Annotated in this window: 19 protein-coding genes; 7 read left to right on the forward strand and 12 right to left on the reverse strand. The window is 45.8% G+C overall.

All coding sequences use genetic code 11. The features are described from left to right. Positions 1–29 precede the first annotated feature (29 nt). Together AB4274_RS08545 and AB4274_RS08550 are read right to left on the reverse strand one after the other, a co-directional pair. A complete protein-coding gene (locus tag AB4274_RS08545) occupies positions 30–1,004 on the reverse strand; it encodes a Gfo/Idh/MocA family protein (protein ID WP_372111714.1) in 975 nt (324 codons plus the stop codon). A gap of 3 nt (positions 1,005–1,007) precedes the next feature. After that, positions 1,008–1,331, reverse strand: a complete 324-nt coding sequence (locus tag AB4274_RS08550) for a putative quinol monooxygenase (RefSeq protein ID WP_229648088.1) — start codon at positions 1,329–1,331, stop codon at positions 1,008–1,010. Between the two features lie 106 nt (positions 1,332–1,437). Between AB4274_RS08550 and AB4274_RS08555 the strand changes: the two genes are divergently transcribed. Further along, positions 1,438–2,295 carry a LysR substrate-binding domain-containing protein gene (locus AB4274_RS08555; protein WP_017069718.1) on the forward strand — a complete coding sequence of 286 codons (858 nt, stop codon included), beginning with the start codon at positions 1,438–1,440 and terminating at the stop codon, positions 2,293–2,295. Positions 2,296–2,323: 28 nt separating this feature from the next. On the opposite strand, the gene AB4274_RS08560 is transcribed toward AB4274_RS08555, so the two are convergent. From AB4274_RS08560 to AB4274_RS08570, 3 genes are all read right to left on the reverse strand, one after another. Further along, positions 2,324–3,532, reverse strand: coding sequence for a winged helix-turn-helix domain-containing protein (locus AB4274_RS08560; protein WP_372101102.1), 1,209 nt, complete (start codon positions 3,530–3,532; stop codon positions 2,324–2,326). Positions 3,533–3,566: 34 nt separating this feature from the next. Next, complete coding sequence (locus AB4274_RS08565) at positions 3,567–4,214, reverse strand: DsbA family oxidoreductase (RefSeq protein WP_017060931.1); 648 nt, start codon at positions 4,212–4,214, stop codon at positions 3,567–3,569. A gap of 180 nt (positions 4,215–4,394) precedes the next feature. Beyond that, positions 4,395–5,192 (reverse strand): Cof-type HAD-IIB family hydrolase, encoded by a 798-nt coding sequence (locus tag AB4274_RS08570; protein ID WP_017069716.1) that lies wholly within the window; start codon positions 5,190–5,192, stop codon positions 4,395–4,397. Between the two features lie 262 nt (positions 5,193–5,454). Here AB4274_RS08570 and AB4274_RS08575 point away from each other — a divergent pair, with 262 nt between their 5' ends. The 5 genes from AB4274_RS08575 (at position 5,455) to arsB (ending at position 9,418) form a co-directional block, all read left to right on the forward strand. Next, a complete protein-coding gene (locus AB4274_RS08575) occupies positions 5,455–6,618 on the forward strand; it encodes a glycosyltransferase family 2 protein (RefSeq protein WP_017064013.1) in 1,164 nt (387 codons plus the stop codon). Beyond that, on the forward strand, positions 6,615–7,277 hold the full coding sequence (locus AB4274_RS08580) for an START domain-containing protein (protein WP_017069715.1): 663 nt from the start codon (positions 6,615–6,617) through the stop codon (positions 7,275–7,277). The genes AB4274_RS08575 and AB4274_RS08580 overlap by 4 nt, the downstream gene beginning before the upstream one ends. A gap of 31 nt (positions 7,278–7,308) precedes the next feature. Continuing rightward, the gene (locus tag AB4274_RS08585) at positions 7,309–7,716 is read left to right on the forward strand and encodes a glycine zipper family protein (protein WP_372111717.1); all 408 of its coding nucleotides are present in this window, start codon (positions 7,309–7,311) and stop codon (positions 7,714–7,716) included. 195 nt (positions 7,717–7,911) lie between these two features. Continuing rightward, positions 7,912–8,253: a helix-turn-helix transcriptional regulator gene (locus AB4274_RS08590; protein WP_004740382.1), complete on the forward strand. Its 342-nt coding sequence runs from the start codon at positions 7,912–7,914 to the stop codon at positions 8,251–8,253. A 109-nt stretch (positions 8,254–8,362) separates the two neighbouring features. Then, a complete protein-coding gene (gene arsB, locus AB4274_RS08595; RefSeq protein WP_372111719.1) occupies positions 8,363–9,418 on the forward strand; it encodes an ACR3 family arsenite efflux transporter in 1,056 nt (351 codons plus the stop codon). An 89-nt stretch (positions 9,419–9,507) separates the two neighbouring features. On the opposite strand, the gene AB4274_RS08600 is transcribed toward arsB, so the two are convergent. After that, positions 9,508–10,398 carry a LysR family transcriptional regulator gene (locus tag AB4274_RS08600; protein WP_372083022.1) on the reverse strand — a complete coding sequence of 297 codons (891 nt, stop codon included), beginning with the start codon at positions 10,396–10,398 and terminating at the stop codon, positions 9,508–9,510. A gap of 130 nt (positions 10,399–10,528) precedes the next feature. On the opposite strand from AB4274_RS08600, the gene AB4274_RS08605 reads away from it, so the two are divergent. Further along, the gene (locus tag AB4274_RS08605; RefSeq protein ID WP_372111721.1) at positions 10,529–10,960 is read left to right on the forward strand and encodes a PACE efflux transporter; all 432 of its coding nucleotides are present in this window, start codon (positions 10,529–10,531) and stop codon (positions 10,958–10,960) included. 194 nt (positions 10,961–11,154) lie between these two features. On the opposite strand, the gene AB4274_RS08610 is transcribed toward AB4274_RS08605, so the two are convergent. The 6 genes from AB4274_RS08610 to AB4274_RS08635 all read right to left on the reverse strand — a co-directional run bounded on the left by AB4274_RS08610 (position 11,155) and on the right by AB4274_RS08635 (position 19,686). Beyond that, positions 11,155–12,027: a universal stress protein gene (locus AB4274_RS08610; protein WP_136973632.1), complete on the reverse strand. Its 873-nt coding sequence runs from the start codon at positions 12,025–12,027 to the stop codon at positions 11,155–11,157. A 16-nt stretch (positions 12,028–12,043) separates the two neighbouring features. Next, positions 12,044–14,047, reverse strand: coding sequence for a tripartite tricarboxylate transporter permease (locus tag AB4274_RS08615; protein WP_372111723.1), 2,004 nt, complete (start codon positions 14,045–14,047; stop codon positions 12,044–12,046). Between the two features lie 283 nt (positions 14,048–14,330). After that, complete coding sequence (locus AB4274_RS08620; protein WP_372111724.1) at positions 14,331–15,509, reverse strand: Bug family tripartite tricarboxylate transporter substrate binding protein; 1,179 nt, start codon at positions 15,507–15,509, stop codon at positions 14,331–14,333. Between the two features lie 319 nt (positions 15,510–15,828). Continuing rightward, positions 15,829–16,893, reverse strand: a complete 1,065-nt coding sequence (locus AB4274_RS08625) for a 4-oxalomesaconate tautomerase (RefSeq protein WP_372111726.1) — start codon at positions 16,891–16,893, stop codon at positions 15,829–15,831. Positions 16,894–17,062: 169 nt separating this feature from the next. Beyond that, positions 17,063–18,217 carry an ABC transporter substrate-binding protein gene (locus AB4274_RS08630; RefSeq protein ID WP_372111728.1) on the reverse strand — a complete coding sequence of 385 codons (1,155 nt, stop codon included), beginning with the start codon at positions 18,215–18,217 and terminating at the stop codon, positions 17,063–17,065. Further along, positions 18,217–19,686, reverse strand: a complete 1,470-nt coding sequence (locus AB4274_RS08635; protein ID WP_136973629.1) for a sensor histidine kinase — start codon at positions 19,684–19,686, stop codon at positions 18,217–18,219. Before AB4274_RS08635 ends, AB4274_RS08630 begins: the two co-directional genes overlap by 1 nt. Between the last annotated feature and the right edge of the window lie 4 nt (positions 19,687–19,690).

The raw sequence follows: 19,690 nt of genomic DNA on the forward strand, positions 1-19,690 counted from the left end.
ATGAGACGAGTATAGAATTTACTAAAACATTAGCTCGCCGCTTGTTCCCAATCAGTTAATAACTTCATGATTACGCGAGAGTCTTGATGAGTTGCCATTGGCGCAGCAAGTTGTGTGTCACCTCGCTCAACCGCTTGGCGAATATTACGCACTTGATAATGGAAGCCATCGCCTTGCGCTTCGACTTTCACTTCACGTTTCGACGTTTCATAGATCTCTACCGTACACGTATTTTCTTCGGTCGGTAGCCATGGGTTGGTGTCGAGTGTGATGCAGCCTTTACTACCTATAATCGTAAAACCATGCTTTAAGCCGTGGTCTTCTGCGGTGTGGATTTGCGCGGTAAAACGCTCGTTGAAACGCATCATTGCCGATGACTCGCAGATGTTACCATCTTGACCACGTCGGCCAATGGCTGAAATCTGCACGTCATCAAACACACTCTCACCAAACTGGTGTTGCGCGACAGAGTGAATCAGCGACATTGGGTAACAGCCAAGGTTGTATAGCGCGCCTTTGCTCGCAGGATTCACGAACTGATCAATCGCCGCAACGTAGGAACCTTGAATTGAACGCACTTCGCCAATCTCACCAGTTGCCAGTTCTTGATGAAGCTTGGTGATAAGTGGATGGTTTAAATACATCAAACCTTCAGCAAAGAATACGCCCGCTTCTTTCACGGCTAGTAAAGCTTGCTCGGTTTTTTCCATATCTACCGACAAAGACTTCTCACACAAGATCGCTTTGCCTTTTTGAGCCGCTTTAATCACATACTCATGATGAACGTGGTTTGGTAGAGCAATGTAGATAATGTCGACCGACTCATCTTCAATCAAGGCTTCATAGTTGTTGAAGGTTCGTGTTGGCTGGTATTGGGCAGCAAACTCATTGAGTGTTTTCTCTGTGCGTCCAGCAACAGCATACAGCTCACTTTGAGCATCGCCTTTAATCGCATCCGCCATTACGCCTGAGATAAAGCTGGTTCCTAGGATTCCCCATTTCATGTCTTAGATCTCCTGCTCTTGTGCTTTGATAGGCCCACGTTGCGTTTCGAATGCTTGAACCAACTCGGTAATATCACGCTCAATAAACGCTTGGGTATGAGGCATCACAAAGTGCTGATTGATCGCCTCGCGGTTTACGTATTGCTCAAGCAAGATCACACGATCGCTTTGGCTTTGATCATAGGTTGCAATTGCTTGTAGGCAGCCCGGTTCGCTTTGCATGTCTAAACAAAACTGTTCGATAGCTTCGAGCGCAGCTGCTCGTTCTATGTTGGTTTTGATCTTAAGTTCGGCAGTAACAAAGATAGTTTCATTCGTTTGAGGCATTGCACACTCTTATTTTAGTTAATTATCGGTTTGCCATTAATATAATTAACCCCTAATAATTGATAAACTCACCTTTTGTTTATTGTTTATCAACCAAGAGTGTTCAATGGATAAGTTAACCAGCATGAAAGTCTTCGTCTATGTGGTGGAACAAGGTAGCTTTCGCAGCGCCGCAAACCACTTCAACCTGTCGGCGACTATGATAAGCAAACATGTCCATTCCTTAGAAGCCAGTTTGAAGTCTCAGCTGATCCACCGCACCACGCGTAAGCAATCGTTAACCGATTCAGGACAACTTTACTATCGTGAGTGTAAGCGAATTCTCGAAGACATCAGCAATGCAGAGAACCTGATTCAGACCTTGGAAAATCAACCACAAGGCACGGTAAAAATCAACTGCCCTGTCACCTATGGAAACAAGGTACTCGCCCCTATCGTAGCTAAGTTTCTCGCGCATCACCCAACCATTAACGTTGAGCTGATGTTGAATAATGACCTTGTTGATCCTTATTCATCTGACATTGACCTGATTGTGCGAATTGGTGACCTATCCGATTCAAGCTTGGTCGCAAGGTATTTAGGGGATTATGAGATGTGTTACTGCGCGGCGCCCGCTTACCTAAACCAACATGCTGAAATCAGAGTATTGGAAGACTTGGCACAACACCCATCGCTTGGATTCAGTTACAGCAGCCAAGCTCCTCACGCCACACCGAATAAAGAACGTGTGCGCTTGATGTCGAATAATGGTGATGTGTTGCGGTATGCCGCCCTGCAGGGTGTGGGCGTGTTGTTGCAACCGACTATCTTAGTCGCAGAAGAGATTGATCGTGGAGCGCTGTTGGAAATCCTACCCGGCATGGCGCCGTTACCAAAGCCGATTCACTTGCTCTACAAAACCAAGCAACTGTCGTTGAAGAACAGAACCTTTGTCGAGTTCTTGTTAGCTGCGTTTGCTGAGTAACTAAGCGCTTTCTAAACAACAAAGACCGCTAGACTGTTTGCCATTGGCTCATCAAGCGCTTGCCAAGATCAGAGGGCGTGGTGTTATGGACGATCATCTCATCACATTGGTTGAACACCATGAAGTGTTTTAGTTCATCGCATAAAGCATGAACCAACGACTCATGGTTTTTAATTCGCTCTTCCACAACCAAGTTACGGATATTGAGCAAACCACTCTTCCTGTCGACCTTGCAATCCATTCGTGCCACCAGCTCACCTTGCCACAGAATCGGTAAGCTAAAATAACCAAACTGACGCTTGGCCTCTGGAACATAGCATTCTAGGAGGTAATCAAAGTTGAACAATGATTGCATTCGCTTTCGTTGAATCAGCAGGTTATCAAACGGAGACAGTATCTTAAGCTTGGTTCTGGAAAGAGGTTGATTCAGCAGTTCAAAAGCACCTGGCAGGACATAGTAATCAGAGCCTTGAATATCTACTTTCAGAACCTGCTTATCTTCAAGCATCTGTTGGAGTGCTCTCTGAATCAAAGGCTTTGTGTTCTTGAGTAGGTAGCTCATTTCCGACGCTATTCCAACTCCGTTAGCCTCTAAGTAACGCTTTATGAGATGCTCGATGTACTCTTGTTCTGTCGGCTCAGAGGTATCAATTCCGCTCGGTAAAACTCGCTCGGTTAGGTCATACACCTTATGAAAGTTAACTCGGCTTGGCACCATTAAGTCGCCTTGCATGAACAATGTTTCTAATGCTTGCTTGGCCGGTTTACCGCCCCAACCGCCGGGGTTTGGCCTATCCCCTTCAAAATCTTTCGCCATCAACGGCCCTTCATTCTCAATACGTTTGAGAACATGAGCCATCAGTGCGTCATCCTTTTTATACCAATGCTTGAGCTTACCGCTCGCAAAGCCATTCTTGCGGTGTAGGCTGAATCGGAAGTCACGCATGGGTAAATACGCGGCGGCATGCGACCAATACTCAAATACTTCTCGACGCTCTAACAGCTTATCAAGATGGTTCAGTTGGTAATCTTGATTGCGATTCCAAAGCGTGTGGTGGTGAGCTCGCTGAATCACAGAGATGGTATCAATTTGCACATAGCCAAGGTTTTCAATCGCAGACAACGTGTTCGCCAAAGCGCCCCCATTGCGTTGCTTTTTAGGTGGCAACTTCTTAGGCGGCAGCTTTTGCGAAAGCAATACCAGTTTTTGCGCTTGAGCGAGTGACAGTGATTCCATGAAATTCAGACTCTAATTGATAGCAATGATCCGTTTATGATTCAGCAATAAGCTCTTGAAGAATCTGCTTGTAGGTTTCTACCGTCTGCGCGCCCGTTACTGCACTCTTACGGTTGAACACCACAGTAGGAACCGCAGAGATCCCCATGCGTTGCCATTCAAACTCTTGCGCTTCAATTTGCTTCAAGTTGTCGGTGTTCTTTAGGCGCTTCAGTGCCTTCGTTGAGTCTAAGCCAACCGCTTCAAGCTCTTGTGCAATGACTTCAAGATCGGACAGGTCTTTTTGCTCTGTGAAGTGAGCAGCAAAGAAGCGTAGCTTTAACTCAGTCTGTTTGCCGTGCGCTAGTGCAAAATCGAGAAGTACATGTAGATGACGTGAATTGACCATTCTCATACTGTCATAGAAATTGAAATCGAAACCAACCGCTTGGCCGCGAGCCGAAAGCTGTTCTCGTGAACGTTGGCTCTCTTCTGCGCTAGAACCGTATTTTCTCATGATATGGGCACGCAGGTTTTCGCCCTCTTGCGGCATGTCAGGGTTAAGCTCAAACGGCTGCCATTCAAGTTCAATCTGGTCTTCTAAACCAAGTTCCGCAACGGCTAGCTCTAAGTTTTTGTAACCGACTACGCACCACGGGCACATTACGTCAGAAATAATATCAAGTTGAAGTTTCTTGCTCATAATCATTCCAAATATCGTTACTAAGGCGTATCCAATTCAAAGTGAATACCCATCTTTCTGGTTAGACTACAACAAGCTGAACACTCGTTCAAATTTAACTCAATACAACAGCAGCCAACAAAAAAGCCAACTCATTTTCACGAGTTGGCTTTGATAAAAATCGAATCTAGCTTAAGAGCGTTACGCTAGCAACTTCTCAAGTACTTGGAACACACCCGCGTCAACGTTACTTGGCGCGCCAAAACGCGCGATCTCTTTTAACTTTGGATGCGCGTTTTCCATCGCGTAAGAGTGGTAGCTCTCTTTAAGCATTTCCAAGTCATTTAGGTAATCACCAAAGCTCATGGTCTGCTCGTAAGTGAAACCTAATGTGTTCTGTAGATGTTTAATCGCCGCACCTTTTGACGCTTCAGCGTTCATCACATCTAACCAAATTTTTGCGCTTACAACCACTTGGTAGTTCTCACCGAATTTGGCATCAATAGTTGGGTTCACTTTCTCTTGTGAACCGTCGAAGTGACAGATAGCCACCTTGATGAAATCGTCTTCTACCGCCAGTAAGTCTTCTACTTGCTCACGGCGATGGTAGTACTTAGAGATCTCCGCCAGAGCACGCTCATCTTTGGTTTCGATGTATGCCGATTTCTTACCGCATAGCACCACATGCGCGCCTTCAATAGCTCGAGCTTCTTTAATGATCTCTTTAATGGCATCGGTATCAAGCAAGCAGCTGTAAAGTTCTTGGCCTTTGTGCATCACTAATGTGCCGTTTTCAGCAATAAACATCATGCGATCTTTAAGCGGGGAAAATGTTTCTAGCAAGCTGTAATACTGGCGGCCAGACGCGGCAGCAAAAATAATATCTTGCGCTTCTAAGCGCTCATAAAGATTGAAAAACTCTGGGTCGAGCTTTCCATGCTCATCGAGTAAGGTGCCATCCATATCAGTCGCGATAAATTTGATGTTTTGTTGGGGCATGTCGGGCGTACCTATTATTGGATTATGATCATTCGTTATCTTGAGTAACGGTTCTGGGTTCGATTATATCGCTAGAGTCGCTGGTGAATACAATGCTTATTTTACCGCCTGTCAGTCACTGTTTCACATCTTTCCAAGGCAAACGCTAACAGAAGCGCATTCCAGTTTGAAGGGTTAAGTCCTACATACAAGATGTGCGTTAGGTCACACTCCACTATATTCTTTCCTGTCTCTCCATCACTTTATTCCGACCACAGTCATTATGATTTTAGCTATTATTACGACCTTGCTTTGCATCGTTACCGTCAAGTTTCTAATCACACTTGCGAACTTAGAGCGCCATCGTATTCACATTGAACCTAAAATATCGTTCAAAAGAACTGAGTGGCCGACTGTTTCCGTCATTATTCCTGCGCGAAATGAAGAAGACAATATTGAAATCAGCCTTGGCTCTCTATTGAAGCAGAGCTACCCAAAAGACAAGTTTGAAGTCATTGTTGTTGATGACTTTTCTACTGACTCAACCCGTGCAAAAGTAGAAGCATTGATCAGTAAGTTCGACGTTAACGCGCGCTGTATTTCAGGTAGAACGTTACCGACCGGATGGCTTGGTAAGAGCAATGCATGTATGGCTGGCGCACTCAACGCGAGCGGTGAATATGTGTATTTCATTGATGCAGATACCGATTCAGCACCCGCGATGCTACAGAGCGTTATCGACTTTGCTATCCAACAAAAAACTGATCTCTTATCGTTTAATCCAAAACAAACTTTTGCGTCTGTGGCAGAAAAAGCGACCTTGCCGGGCATCTTTCTATCGATCGCATCTTATATGAACTTTAAAAACTCGAACGACATGACTAAGGAAGAAGCGATTGCTAACGGTCAGGCGATGTTGTTTACCCGAAAATCCTACGACGCAGTCGGTGGACACGCCGCAGTAGCAAACGCGATATCGGAAGACATCGCCTTTGCAAAAGTCATGAAGGTCAATGGATTTAAGATTTTCTGGGCATTTGCAGACAAACTAATGAGTACGCACATGTATTCAGACTTCAACTCAATCTGGGCTGGCTTTTCCAAAAACATGAATCTTATTGTGAATTGTCAATCGCAAGCACAAGCTTTAAAAGTCTTCATCAAAGCCAACATCATCGCATGGGCGGGACCGCTTTTGATGCTGGTATCGGCGAACGCCTTCATCAGTGACATGTCTGCCATTCATGCTTATTCGCTCATTGTCAGCTCTGTGATGCTATTGGTGTCGATCGTCACCTACTTCATTTTGGTTAAGGAACTGTTTGTTCCCGCAAAATTTGCGTTAACCGTACCCTTCGGTATTTGTGTTCAAAGCCTACTCGTGCTGAACAGTTACCGCTTATCTAAAACCAATAAAATCAGCTGGAAAGGGCGCTCATTAACATGATGAATAAGATTATTACTTTGCTTCTTCTTGCTTGTTCAGTTTCGGTGTTTGCATCAGACACCGATGGCTGGTCACTGGCACGCGATAAAAAAGGCATCGAGGTTTATAACCGTAAAATTGAAGGCAGTCACTTTAAAGAATTTCGAGCAGAAGGCGACATCAACGCGTCCCTCACTTCTATTATCGCACTCTTTATCGATACCTCTGTTGGCACGCAATGGGTAGAAAACATCGATGACATGGAAGAAATAGAGCATTTTAGTGCGGCGCACACGATCACCAAAACCTATACCAAGGCACCTTGGCCAGTTGCCGATCGTGAAGCTATCGTAGAGAACGTCATCACTCAAGATCCAGAGACGATGGTTGTCACCATTGGTCAGCATGGTAGGCCTGATTACCTGCCAAACAATAATAAAAAAATCATCAGAGTGGCTGAATTAGAGGCGAGTTGGATCCTGACACCAATCGACGAAAACACCACCCATATCTCTTATCGAGTATTGAGTGATCCAGGTGGCGATATTCCGTATTGGCTCATTAACATGGTGGCCGTTTCTCAGCCTTACAACACGCTTCGCGGGTTATCTAAGATGTTGGATTCTGGTGAGTACACCGATCGTCGCCTTGATTTCATCGAGAACTACACGTCACTTTAACAATGCAATGAATACTCTAGAGGTCTATATTGTGAAATTTCCATTATCTCCAATCGCAGCGATATTGCTTGTAGCATCAAGTTCAGTATTTGCTAATCAAATCATTGTCGATACTAAAGGTGTTGATGAAACACAGTATCACGCCGATCTGTATGAATGTGAGCAATACGCTCAACAAGTGAAGCCTGAAGAGGTCGATTCTCTTGGCAGCGATATTGTCGGTTCAACCGCTAAGGGTGCAGCGCTGGGTGCGGTTGGTGGAGCCGTCTCTGGCGGGAGTGGTCATGATGGTGCAAAAATTGGTGCTGGCATCGGTATTATCAGCGGCGCTTTAAAGCACGGTGCTCAAAAAAGACAATCCGCCGAGCTATCTGAGCAGCAGAAGTTTCAAGTGAATCGTAACTGTATGATCAACCGAGGCTATACCGTTCTTAACTAGCGGATAACCGAGCAAAATGGCGTTTAATCGATGTTCACGCCATTTTGCGTAGCTGAGTCAAAGCAGAGTTCAACCATAGTCCCTGAATCGCCACCTTAAAGTTCGTTCAAATAGACAGTGAGCATTGACCCCTATTTAAAATAGGCTTATCATTAATCGTCTTTTAACGATTAGCATTAAGTGAGCCACCTAAGTATGACTGCAACATGCCAAGCAACAGAAAGCTGTTCTCTACCTCTTCCGCCGAGTAATGCAGAAGCAGAAAAAGAAATGGCAGCGTTAGCAAAAGCACTCGCGCATCCAGCTCGAATTCGCATACTTAGCATCTTGTCTGCACTAGAAAAGTCAGGCGGCTGCTTAAACAGTGATCTGGTGAGTGAATTAGGTTTAGCTCAATCAACAGTGTCAGAACACTTAAGAATATTAAAAAACTCAGGCTTCATTACCGCTGAGTCTATTCCGCCGAAGATGTGTTACCGCATCGACCGCGACAATATTCAACGCTTCGAATCGGTATTTAACAGCATTTTAAAATAGAAGTTCACGCTTGAATGATTGGCTTTGATAGCCTTTACTTTTAAGCGTGTTTTTTTGCCACAATCAATCGCTTTTCGACGATTTACGATATCAACAAAGAGAGATTACCATGAAACCAAAGTTAGGTTTTCTAGATCGCTACTTAACACTATGGATCTTCATCGCCATGGGCCTTGGTGTACTGCTAGGTACCCTATTCCCACAGATCGAACAGTGGAACGATTCAATGTCTGTTGGCACCACCAACATTCCACTCGCGATTGGCCTTATCTTAATGATGTACCCACCTTTGGCTAAGGTTAACTACAGTCTATTGGGCACTGTGGTAAAAGATAAGAAAGCCATCAAGCTCTCTTTGATCATGAACTGGTTTGTTGGCCCAATTCTAATGTTCGTATTGGCACTGACTTTCTTGGGTGATCATCCTGGTTACATGGTCGGCGTAATTCTTATTGGTCTTGCTCGTTGTGTGGCAATGGTTCTAGTTTGGAACGACATCGGCGGCGGTAACAAAGAATACGGGGCTGCCTTGGTTGCTCTAAACAGTGCATTCCAAGTGGTTAGCTACAGCTTTATGGCGTGGTTGTTCATCAGCGTTCTTCCTCCAGTATTCGGTTACGAAGGCATGCTGGTTGATATCTCGATGATCGATATTGCACACAGCGTGCTTATCTACTTAGGTATCCCATTCCTAGCAGGCTTCCTAAGCCGTAAGATCCTTGTGTCGATGAAAGGTGAGCAATGGTACACAGACGTGTTCATTCCGCGCATCTCTCCAATCACACTGATTGCACTACTGGCGACTATCGTTCTGATGTTCAGCCTGAAAGGTGAAATGATTGTTGAACTGCCAATGGACGTTCTATTAATTGCGGTTCCACTGACTATCTACTTCACTGCGATGTTCTTCATCAGTTTCTTCATCGGTAAAAAGATGGGCATCGAGTACGACAAGAACGCATCAATTGCATTTACAGCAACAGGTAACAACTTCGAGCTAGCGATTGCCGTGGCTATCTCAGTATTCGGTATCAACTCAGACCAAGCGTTTGCAGGCGTTATCGGTCCACTGATTGAAGTCCCTGTGCTGATTTACCTTGTGAACGTGGCGCTTAAGATGAAAGACAAGTACTACAACGGTCAGACGGTTAAACCTAGCGTATAGCATCTACGTCTACACCTAGAACTAGAACTAACAAAAAGCAGCATCACTTTGAACAGAAAGGCTCACACGTTAAACGGTGAGCCTTTTCTTTATTCAGTTTCGTCTAATAGGCCTTTCAATGCTTGTTCAAGCCAAAGTAATGCAGGACCTTTTGAGCGTGTTTTAGACAGAACAAGATCAACCGGAGGCGACCAAGTTTTATGGTCAAATGACACATTCACCTCTACCAAGCGCTGTTTAATAAGCTCTTCTTCAACAAGGTGTTTCGGTAAGTATGCCCAACCGATATCGCTACCAAGAATCATCTCTTTAATGACGATAAAGCTGTTTGACCACCATACCTTTCCGGCAATCAGCGGAAACTGATCCATCACCTTACCTTTGTCTCCCCTCAACATTAACTGACGATGCGGGAGTAAGTCAGAGAGTTTCGCCACACCTGTTTTTGCGAGCGCATGACTTGGATGACACACAGCAATAAACGGTAAGTGACCGATAAAGCAAGGCTCAGAACCGACATCAAAAGCCAAGTTAGTAAACATTAATCCAATGTCGGCCCTCTCTTCGATAATTAACGGATTGACCTCTGTCGTGGTACACGCAACCAGTTCCACTTCAGTCGCAGGGAATTGTTGACTGAACTGACTAAAGATCTTAGATAGATTCGGGACCAATAGTGAATCATCTAATGCAATTTTGATGAGCCCCTCTTCACCACTGCCCATCGCACTAACCGTCACATTCAGATCTTCAACCTGAAGCACGATCGCTTTCACCTGTTTAAATAACTGCTCGCCCGCTTTGGTTAGTGAAGGCTTTCGAGTCGAACGATCAAAAAGCTCAACATTAAAATCTATTTCAAGATTACTGATGCCTTGGCTCACCGCCGACTGCACCTTCCCCAAATGACGAGCACTGGCAGAAAATGACCCTAATTCAACGGCATACACAAACATTTTCAGTTGTTCAATGTTGTACATTCGGTTTCTCCCAAATCTTACTATCACAAGATGTGATGCTAACTATCTTTATATTATCACTTAAGTAGATATTATCTAGCCAAGTCATTTGCCCATCGGCGGCTATTTAATCGTAAAGAGAGTTAGAAAAATGTCACATAAAGAACGCATGTTGCACATGGTGCTATTTGAAGTGTTCGCACTGATCATGATGGCGGGGCTAGCAACCTACATTACTGGCAATGGAGCTGGGGAAATGGCGGGGTTAGCACTTGCGATGTCGCTAATAGCAATGGCTTGGAACTACGTCTACAACTACGGCTACGACAAAATCTTCGGGGCAGACAGAACAAAACGAACGAAGAAAACCCGAGTTTTACACGGATTGGGGTTTGAACTTGGTTTAATGACAGTGACGCTACCAGTCTTGATGTGGGTGTTGAAGCTGGATTTCCTAACCGTATTGATTATGGACATCGGCCTAGTCATTTTCTTCGTACTTTACGCGATTGCGTTCAACTGGGCGTATGACTCAGTTCGAGATCAATTGGTTGCGAAAGGAAAAGTGGCAGCTCTGGTTTAGAGCTGCATACATTCAAATAAAAAGGGGCTAACTGGTAATCAGTCATCGTAAAAAGGAGAATAAATACGATGACCACATAAGCATAGACGGACGGGTCACATATCAGTTAGCCCATGAGTTTACTCTAACAATCTAAGCTGTCATGCGCCTGACATGACAGCAATTAAACTTCGATGAAATCTCAGGTCATTCAATCAACTCACCATGAACAGAGGCACGTTGGTTTTACTCAATAATCTTCTGGTAACGCCACCCAGCATCTGTTGATGCATCTTCTTATGAGCAAGAGCGCCAGCCACTATCAAGTCAGCATGAAACTGCTCTGCATGAGCAAGGATCGCTTGAGGCGTTTTTATTCTGCCCTCTTTAAACGAAATACACTCCACTTCGATATTATGTAGCCCCAAATAGCGCTTTAAATCTTGTTGATTAGGCTTTTTGTTGAGTGAACGCTCACTGGTTACCACCACGATGTTTTTTGCTTTTCTAAGCAATGGCATCACTGCTTTCACAGCCCTCGCACCTGGATCATCTCCATTCCAAGCAATCATAATGCATTCCGGGTTAAAGCTTTTTTGCTCACGTGGCATCAGTAAGATGGGGCGACTGCCATGTTCTATCGCCACGTCAAAACTCACGCTACTTTTGCCATTGAGCGGTTTAGGGATAATGATTAAGTCAGACACCTTACCGCGCTCAGAGACTACATCCGCTCGATAACCCGTTAGATTATGCCATTGGGCACTCACGAGTTTATTGGCGTCGTTCATCACTAAGTTATCACTGTCGCACAGTGGCACTTCGAGCTTGTCGCACAAGGTGGTGAACTCAAGCTCAGACTGGTTCATATCTTCTGCAACGTAGTTATTCACCAATTGATCAATACGGCTAAGCCATTTACTTGGTAGCAATTGGCGCTCTTCTGGCATTAACTGTTGCGGGCTAATTTGGGCGTGCAATACATCCAAGTGCGCACCAAAATACCGAGCAACACTCAATGCACCTTCTAACCTTTCAGCGGAGTTTGCCGTAGAAGCAAAAGGCATAATAATAGTTCGAATCGTCATAATTACTTTCCTTCCATTATCCAATCGGCCAAGGCAGATCAACCGCCTCTTGCAACAAGCCAATCGGTAAATCCAAAACCATTAGGTGAGTTAGACCCAGTAAGAACCCTGTCGCAGCAACCGTTACCGATGCGGAACGTATCAAGCTCAACCCTGCTTTACTCATCAAGAACAGGCAGAAGAACGCGCTAATAGAAATCACGTAGCCGACAAAGTAACAACCAAGGATCAGCGCGCCCAACCAGTACAGGTAATGCATCATGCTGATGCTGTTGGTATCAAAGGCGTAACCTTGCTCATACTCGTTATCGAAGTAGACAGCATCGCCTTCTGGCTTGGTCAGCAGTTGGAATAGCACCACCGAAGACAATACCCACATAATACTGGCAATGATGATGGTGAACACGCCACCTAAAAAGCTCTGTTGGTAGCCATCGTAAATGCCGTACATAAACGCGATGTTGACCAAGGCAGCGAAGATAACCTGAGGCTTGCGGTAACTGATTCTTACTGAAGGTTGAGCAGTTTCAATCGAAGCGTCTTGTGCTTCGCTTTGCTTGTTCTTCTTCGCGCTTTGACGCCACATGAAGAACAGAGAGAAGACAGTCAGCGCACCAATAATCATCACACCCGGGCGTAGTAAGAATGCAGCACCATCAAACTGAACCGCTTGGTATAGGTAGGTCTCCATGCCGTTGGCCAATACAAAACCAATCAAGAACGCAGGGCGAGGCCAGTCGAAACGCTTCATCAGCACACCCAGCGTACCGATGCCTAATAGGGTCACTAAGTCGCCAAGGTCGCGTGTTGCTTGGAATGCAGCAAAACAAATCACCATCACCATGAATGGGGCAAGCAAGGTGTAACGAACCGTGGTCAGCCTAGCCACCCAAGGTGAAATCAGCATACAAGCACCAGCACCAAACACGTTCGCTAATGCCAAAGACCACACGATAGTGTAAGTAATATCGAGGTCAGTACTCACCATCGCAGGACCCGGTTCTAAACCCACCAACACCATGCCGCCAAGGAATACTGCCATGCTACCCGAACCTGGAATACCGAATAACAGCGTAGGGACTAAGCCACCACCCTCTTTCGCATTGTTCGACGATTCAGGTGCGATAACACCACGCACATCACCTTTACCGAATTCAGGATCTTTCTTAGTCGTTTGCACCGCATGACCATAAGCGATCCAGTCCACTACACTGCCACCAAGGCCGGGAAGTGCACCAACAATACAGCCGATTACACTACAACGCACTGCGAGCCATTTGTTTTCCAAGAAGTCACGAACGCCCGCAGACCAACCCTTGCCAAGTTTACTAGCATTGGCGATTGGCTTATTTTGACGAAGCAGATCGATAATCTCAGGAAGCGCAAAAATACCTAAGCCAACGACTACCAGAGGAATGCCATCCATTAGGTAGAAGTTGTCAAAGGTCATTCGATATTCGCCAGTTGCAGGGGCACTACCGACACTGCCAAGCAATACACCCATACCACACGCCGACAAACCTTTTACCAAGCTCTTACCTGCCAACGCACCGACCATGCTCAAACCTAATAAGGTCAGCATGAACAACTCACCAGAACCAAAAGCGAGGATCACTGGTCGAGCGATCAACACAAACCCTGTTAGTATCACCGCACCGAACAAACCACCGAAAAGCGATGAAGTAAACGCGGCAGAAAGCGCACGAGCCGCCTCGCCTTTCTTCGCCATTGGGAAGCCATCAAGCACGGTTGCTTGCGAGCCACTTGAGCCCGGGATCCCCATTAATACGGAAGTGAATGTATCGGAAGTGGGAATAACCGCAACCAAGCCGATAAGCATCGCCAAGGCTGAAATTGGGTCCATGCCATACAGGAACGGTAGCAGTAATGATAAGCCTGCAATACCGCCAAGCCCCGGAAAGATACCTATCGCGAGACCCAGCAATACACCACCTAGCATAAAGGTGATGTGCTGAACGCTTAATATGGTTTCCAGTGCAGCAAAGAGTTCGTTAAACATCGTTGAATCCTTTCTATCATGAGACTCACTTTCGCTTTCGTTGACCACTGCTTTCATAAACCCTTGATGCACAAAGCCCTACGATGTTACCCGTACAGCGGCGATACAATGGGAGTGAAGCACTCACTGAGTTAACGATTTAATCGAATAACTCGTTAGCTACGTTGCGACAGAGAAAGTGAGATGAAAAGGCGTGAGCCACGATCTTGCGCCGCGGTCTCACTGCCAGTTAGTACTGAGCGTTGTTAAGACTCATATTTTCTTGGGCTTCTGGATAGCCTGTTTAGAAACGAGTGTTGTAGTTTGTAGTGAGCCAATTTCTGACCCATTCAAGGTTGTTTTCATCAAGCGACATAGCCGCTTTAAGTGCGAGTTGTGCTTGTTCGCCAGTTAGCTGAGGGTAATCACCCAAGACTTCGACTGCGCGTTTTTGAAAATCAGGTTGAGACACCAACTTAGAAGCCGATGCGCGCCATGCTGCAACTGTTTCTTCTGGCGTCGACTTAGGCACAAAGATCATCTTCTGAGCGGCAAACCCGGCCATAAAGAATGAGCGCCAAACCGCATAGCCTTGTGTTTCTGCTTCTTCCGGGTGGAACATCTGGTACACCTCAGCGAAGTGCGGAAGCTCTGGGAAGTTAGGATCGCGCTTCAACTTGCCGTCTTCACCTAATACACCAAAGCTGAACAATGGAATGGCTTTACCTTCGTTGACTAACGGTGTCACTTTATCGATGTAAGACGAGCTGGTTTGAGAATCGATGTTCACTTCACCGCGCTCAAAAGCTAATCGACCCGCGCCACGACCTTGCATGCCGAAAATCGCTTGTACCTCCAAACCAAGTAGATCCATGGCTAGCAGTGGTACCAAGTCAATCGAGGTCGCACCTTGGCTTGCGTATTGAAACTTGATTTGGTCTTTCTTATCGAAAAGATCTTGTACGTTCTCGATGCCCGTTTTAGGCGAAACATACACAACGCCGCCAGTTGGGGATGCGAGAATCACGCTCCAATCGTTGTAGTCGTAACGAACTCGGCGATCTTGAAGAAGATAGGGATATTGGGTTGATGCCGAGCTTGCAAAGATGTTGAGGCCGTTGTCTTTCGCACGGCGAGCAAATTGGTTAGCGCCTTTTGTTGAGCCACCACCCGGGATATTTTTCACCACCACTACTGGATTGCCCGGTAACGATTGAGACAAATAAGGTGCATAGAAACGCCCCCATGTATCCGTGCCGCCACCCTCTTTGTAAGGCATCACAAACTCGACACGCTCACCTTTAAACGAAACCTCTTCAGCTTGTGCGTGATGAGATAATGCCCCCACACCAAGTAGCGTGACCAAGAGTGATTGGCAAACTTTTAACTTAGACAATTTTTGAGTCATAAGAAAAGAACCGTTCGAGAATAACGAACCCTTAGTAGAAGATTGTGTATTTTCGGGTAGTTGTACGTTCAGCATCGTGCCTCCTAATATCCTTTACTGCGTGTTACCTGCAGCTGGACTGTTTTTTGTGGTTTCTGACAAATTAGTCGCCGAACCTGTCATCCAACTGACACGCTGCACTTTGATAACAAAAGTGTTACAAAGATCGCCCTTTAAGGCACAAAAACAGAGCACAGCGCGCCGAATTGGTGCAGTAAATCTCTAAGTTTTACGAGGGTTCAGGAGGATATTTAGAACGAACAAAGAATATGAGTGTGGGTGTGAATTTGATAATGAAAAAAAATCGCCAACCAAATGGCCAGCGATTATGAATAGGCATTAAAGCAGCTTGAGATTAAAACGTCGGGTAAACCTGACCTTTAAACAATGGGCGAGCGGTTCGAACCAGAGCCGCTTGGCGCACAGCGGGCTCAAGCTCACCCGGTTCCATTTTAATATTCACTTGGATTTGACCACTTGGGTGTTCAATGATCACGGTTTCAGAGTTGATGCCTTGGCATACTTCATGGGCAACAGTACCCGGAATCATACAAGCCGCCGCGACACAGATCCCGCCCGTCACAGCATGACTAGCGTGGCAGTTTTGGGGCACAAAGTAGCGAGAGGTAATGTGTCCGTCTTGGGTTGGTGGTGATAGTAAAGATACCTTAGGCACCACGCTTCCTGTCACATCACCCATGCCCATTAAGCGGCCTGCCGATAAACGGATAGACTCGATTCGCTCAAGTAATGCGGCATCGTCATCAAGTTGTTGCTTGGTCTCGTTACCCGCTAAGCCAAGGTCTTTGGCATTAATGTGCACCATAGGCACAGCTGCATCCAAGCAAGAAACTTCAACACCTTCAACTTGATCACGCCCGTTGCCGGTTGGGAATAGCTTGCCTGTTTTCGAACCGCCGACATCTAAGAAGTTAAGCAAAACAGGAGAGCCAGTTCCAGGAACACCGTCCACACGTACATCACCGTCATAACGTAAATGGCCATTTGGGCTTTCGGCGGAAACTTCGATAATAGTATTGGTGTTGATGTTTCTGACACGCAACATAGTGGAAGGGCTGCTCAGCTTAACCAGATGATTTTCACTGGCGAATGCCACGATGCCAGAGAGAATATTGCCACACGAAGGTTTGGTATCGACTTCTTTCTTATCGACCGCAACCTGAGCAAATAGATAGTCTAGATCCGTCCCTTCTTGCTTCGACTTGGAGACAATCGCGACCTTACTCGTCAGTGACGTTCCACCGCCGATGCCATTGATTTGTTGGCCTTCTCCGGATCCCATAATACGCACAAGCAGATCATCTCTCTCTTGCTCACTTTTAGGCAAATCACTCGCTAGAAAGTACGCGCCTTTCGATGTGCCACCGCGGATCAACATGCAGGAAATATTCTCGTTCATGACCGTTTTCAACCTCTTACTCTTGAAGTGAAAGAGCAAATCCATGCTCATTTTTGGACTTCAAGAGTAAAAAACGAAACTGTCATGTAGCTGACTCGGCGGTATTTCGGTTAAATGACCAAGCCAAGATCGGGTTACTGAAAAGCAATCGAATTAACTACCAACTAAACTAATCGTAGCTTTTAAGAGCGCTCTCCCATTCGGTTATCACTAAGGATTTTTTGCTTTGATCCGAGAAGATCAACAGGCTGACATCTAACGGAAGGGGCTTGAGTTGATTGGCAAATTGCTCACGTAAAACCGCTGCCGATTTAGCACTTTTTATATCGGTACGCACCGGAGGCATATTGGTTTCTTTTGCCATCAGCTTCTGCCCTGAATAGGAAAATAAGTAATCAATAAAGGCTTGAGCTTGTTCTAGCCTAGACGTGGTTTTATTAATAAATGCAGTTCGAATGACCACAGGTGTATAGTCGTTGGCCGCCACAATCACCACATCTTTGTGCTTCGACTCCCACGAGTTCGCATACGAGCCCATGATGTTGTAGGCAATCGCAATATCACCATCAGTCAGCGCTTGGAGCATCGACGCAGAGCTATCAAAGGTGCGAGCCTGATGGAGATTAAACAGCTCCAAGAATTGTCCGTAGTTACTCGTTTGAGCGCGTTCAAAGGACCAAAGCAGATAACCGATACCAACATCTCGAATATCAAACAGCCCTATTTTCCCCATCAGTTCTTCACTATGGAGGCGAATAAAACTCAACAGTTCGACACGGCTCAACGGGACTTCCTTTCCTTCAAGAAAAGACTCATTAAACACGATCACAGCAGGTTCATAGCTAAAACCAAACAGCTCATTTCGCCACTGGCTCCAGTGGGGAACAATACCCGATTGAGAGCCATAGCCCGGCACATTTATTTGGTAAGGCAGAGCATAACCATCATTAACAAGTCGCAATTGTAAATCCATCACCGAACTGATGGTGATGTCGGGTTGGTCCGGCTTTTGGTCTCGGATATGAGCATCTAATACATTGCTGCTCATCGCTTGATAGCGCACGGTTATTTCTGGGTTTCGACGCTGGAAATCATCGAGCAGTGGCTTCATTTCTGACAAATAGGCTGCACCATAGATCACCAACGCATCTTCATTGCCATCACCTTGGTTGCTATTGTCTTGGTGAACAGAGTCTTGAAGAACCGAATCTTGGGGACCTGAGCCTTGATTAGCTTGTGCGGTGGCATTGGTAACGAATAGAGTGCTTGCTAACAACACCGCCGAAGTTAGCCCTGCGATCCAAATCCGTAAAGATTTCATCATTAAACCTCCCACCAATAGGTATGCGGGAACTGGACTTTCACCGTGAGGCCGCGATTATCCGTTTCGCCTGATGTTGTGTCTTCCAAGCTCAGAATTGCATTGGATTTTTGAGCAACATCTAACGCGATACTCATCCCTAGCCCTGTGCCTTGGCTAATCGCATTCGCGCTGCGATAAAACTTCTCGAACACATGAGGCTTATCTTGCTCATCAATGCCCGGCCCGAAATCGCGAATGTACAGCACCGCTTTGCTGCCTTGCTGTACTAATTCAACCTCGATAGTGCTGTCTTTGGGTGAATACTTGATTGAGTTTTCAATGAGATTCGTCAGCATCTGAGTTAAGGCGAAGCTATCGCCTCGAATGTAAAATTTAAGTGATTCTATGTAGCTCAATTCGATGTCTTTATTGAGTGCATTCATCGCCAAGCCACGGCTGGTTTGCTTCACTAGCTCATTAAAATCAATCTCTGTGGGCTCAATACTTTGGTAGCGATGGCGAATCGTTGCATGGTTCAATAGCTGCTCTACCGTACGCTCAAGCACCTCACATGCGCCAGTGACTTTATCTAAGTAATCGAGTGTGTGGCTGTCATTGGCTTTGCTTTTGGCCAGTTCGATTTGAGCTTTAATACCAGCGATTGGCGTCTTTAATTGATGAGCAGCTTCGCCAGTAAAGTTCTTAAGGTTGGTTAAGTTCTTATCGAGTTGAGACATAAACACATTGATGGTATCGACCAAATGCTCGACCTCTTCCGGCGCATCGAGATTAATAGGGGTTAAGTCGAGATTCGATCGCCTCTCCATCTTATTGTTAATCTCATTGACCGGCTTGAGCACCTTTACAATCAACACAAAGATGACCAATAGTGCACTTAGCATCACCGCGAGCAGTAGCTTAACCGCGTGGTCCGAGAGCTGCTTCTCCCATACTTGCCTCGCTTGTGTGGTTTGCCCCACAAGCACGTAAATGTTTTGCGGCCCTTCACGGGTATTCATGATGCGACTGACCAAAGACAAACGCACCCATTCATCTTTAAAGGTTAAGTAAAAATAAGCAGCCTCTGGTTCGAGCTTAATCTGATACTGGTCGATTTGGTCACGCACTAACTGATCATCAAGCAATTCTTTATAACCCGTGATGTAACCAGACTCCGATGAATTCGAAGAACTAGCAACCAGATAGAAAACCTTATCTCTAGGGGAATCAGCCAGCGATTTGAAGGCCGCGGTGGGGATGTCGACACTGAATGTTAAACCATTAAAACGAACCTGCTCTATGATCTGCAGGGCGGCGTTATTCAACTGGCGATCATAAAACATCTGAGTGGTTTGATAGGCGTAGCGCTTTACCGCAACCAAAGTGAGCAAACTAATCAGGCACAATAGACAGGTCGCTGAGAACAATAATTGAAATCTCAGCGATTTTGTTCGAAAACGAAATCGGACAGGTTTGCTCAGTGCCGTCACCTAA

Source organism: Vibrio sp. 10N.261.55.A10 (assembly GCF_041470825.1).
Classification (GTDB): Bacteria; Pseudomonadota; Gammaproteobacteria; order Enterobacterales; family Vibrionaceae; genus Vibrio; species Vibrio crassostreae_C.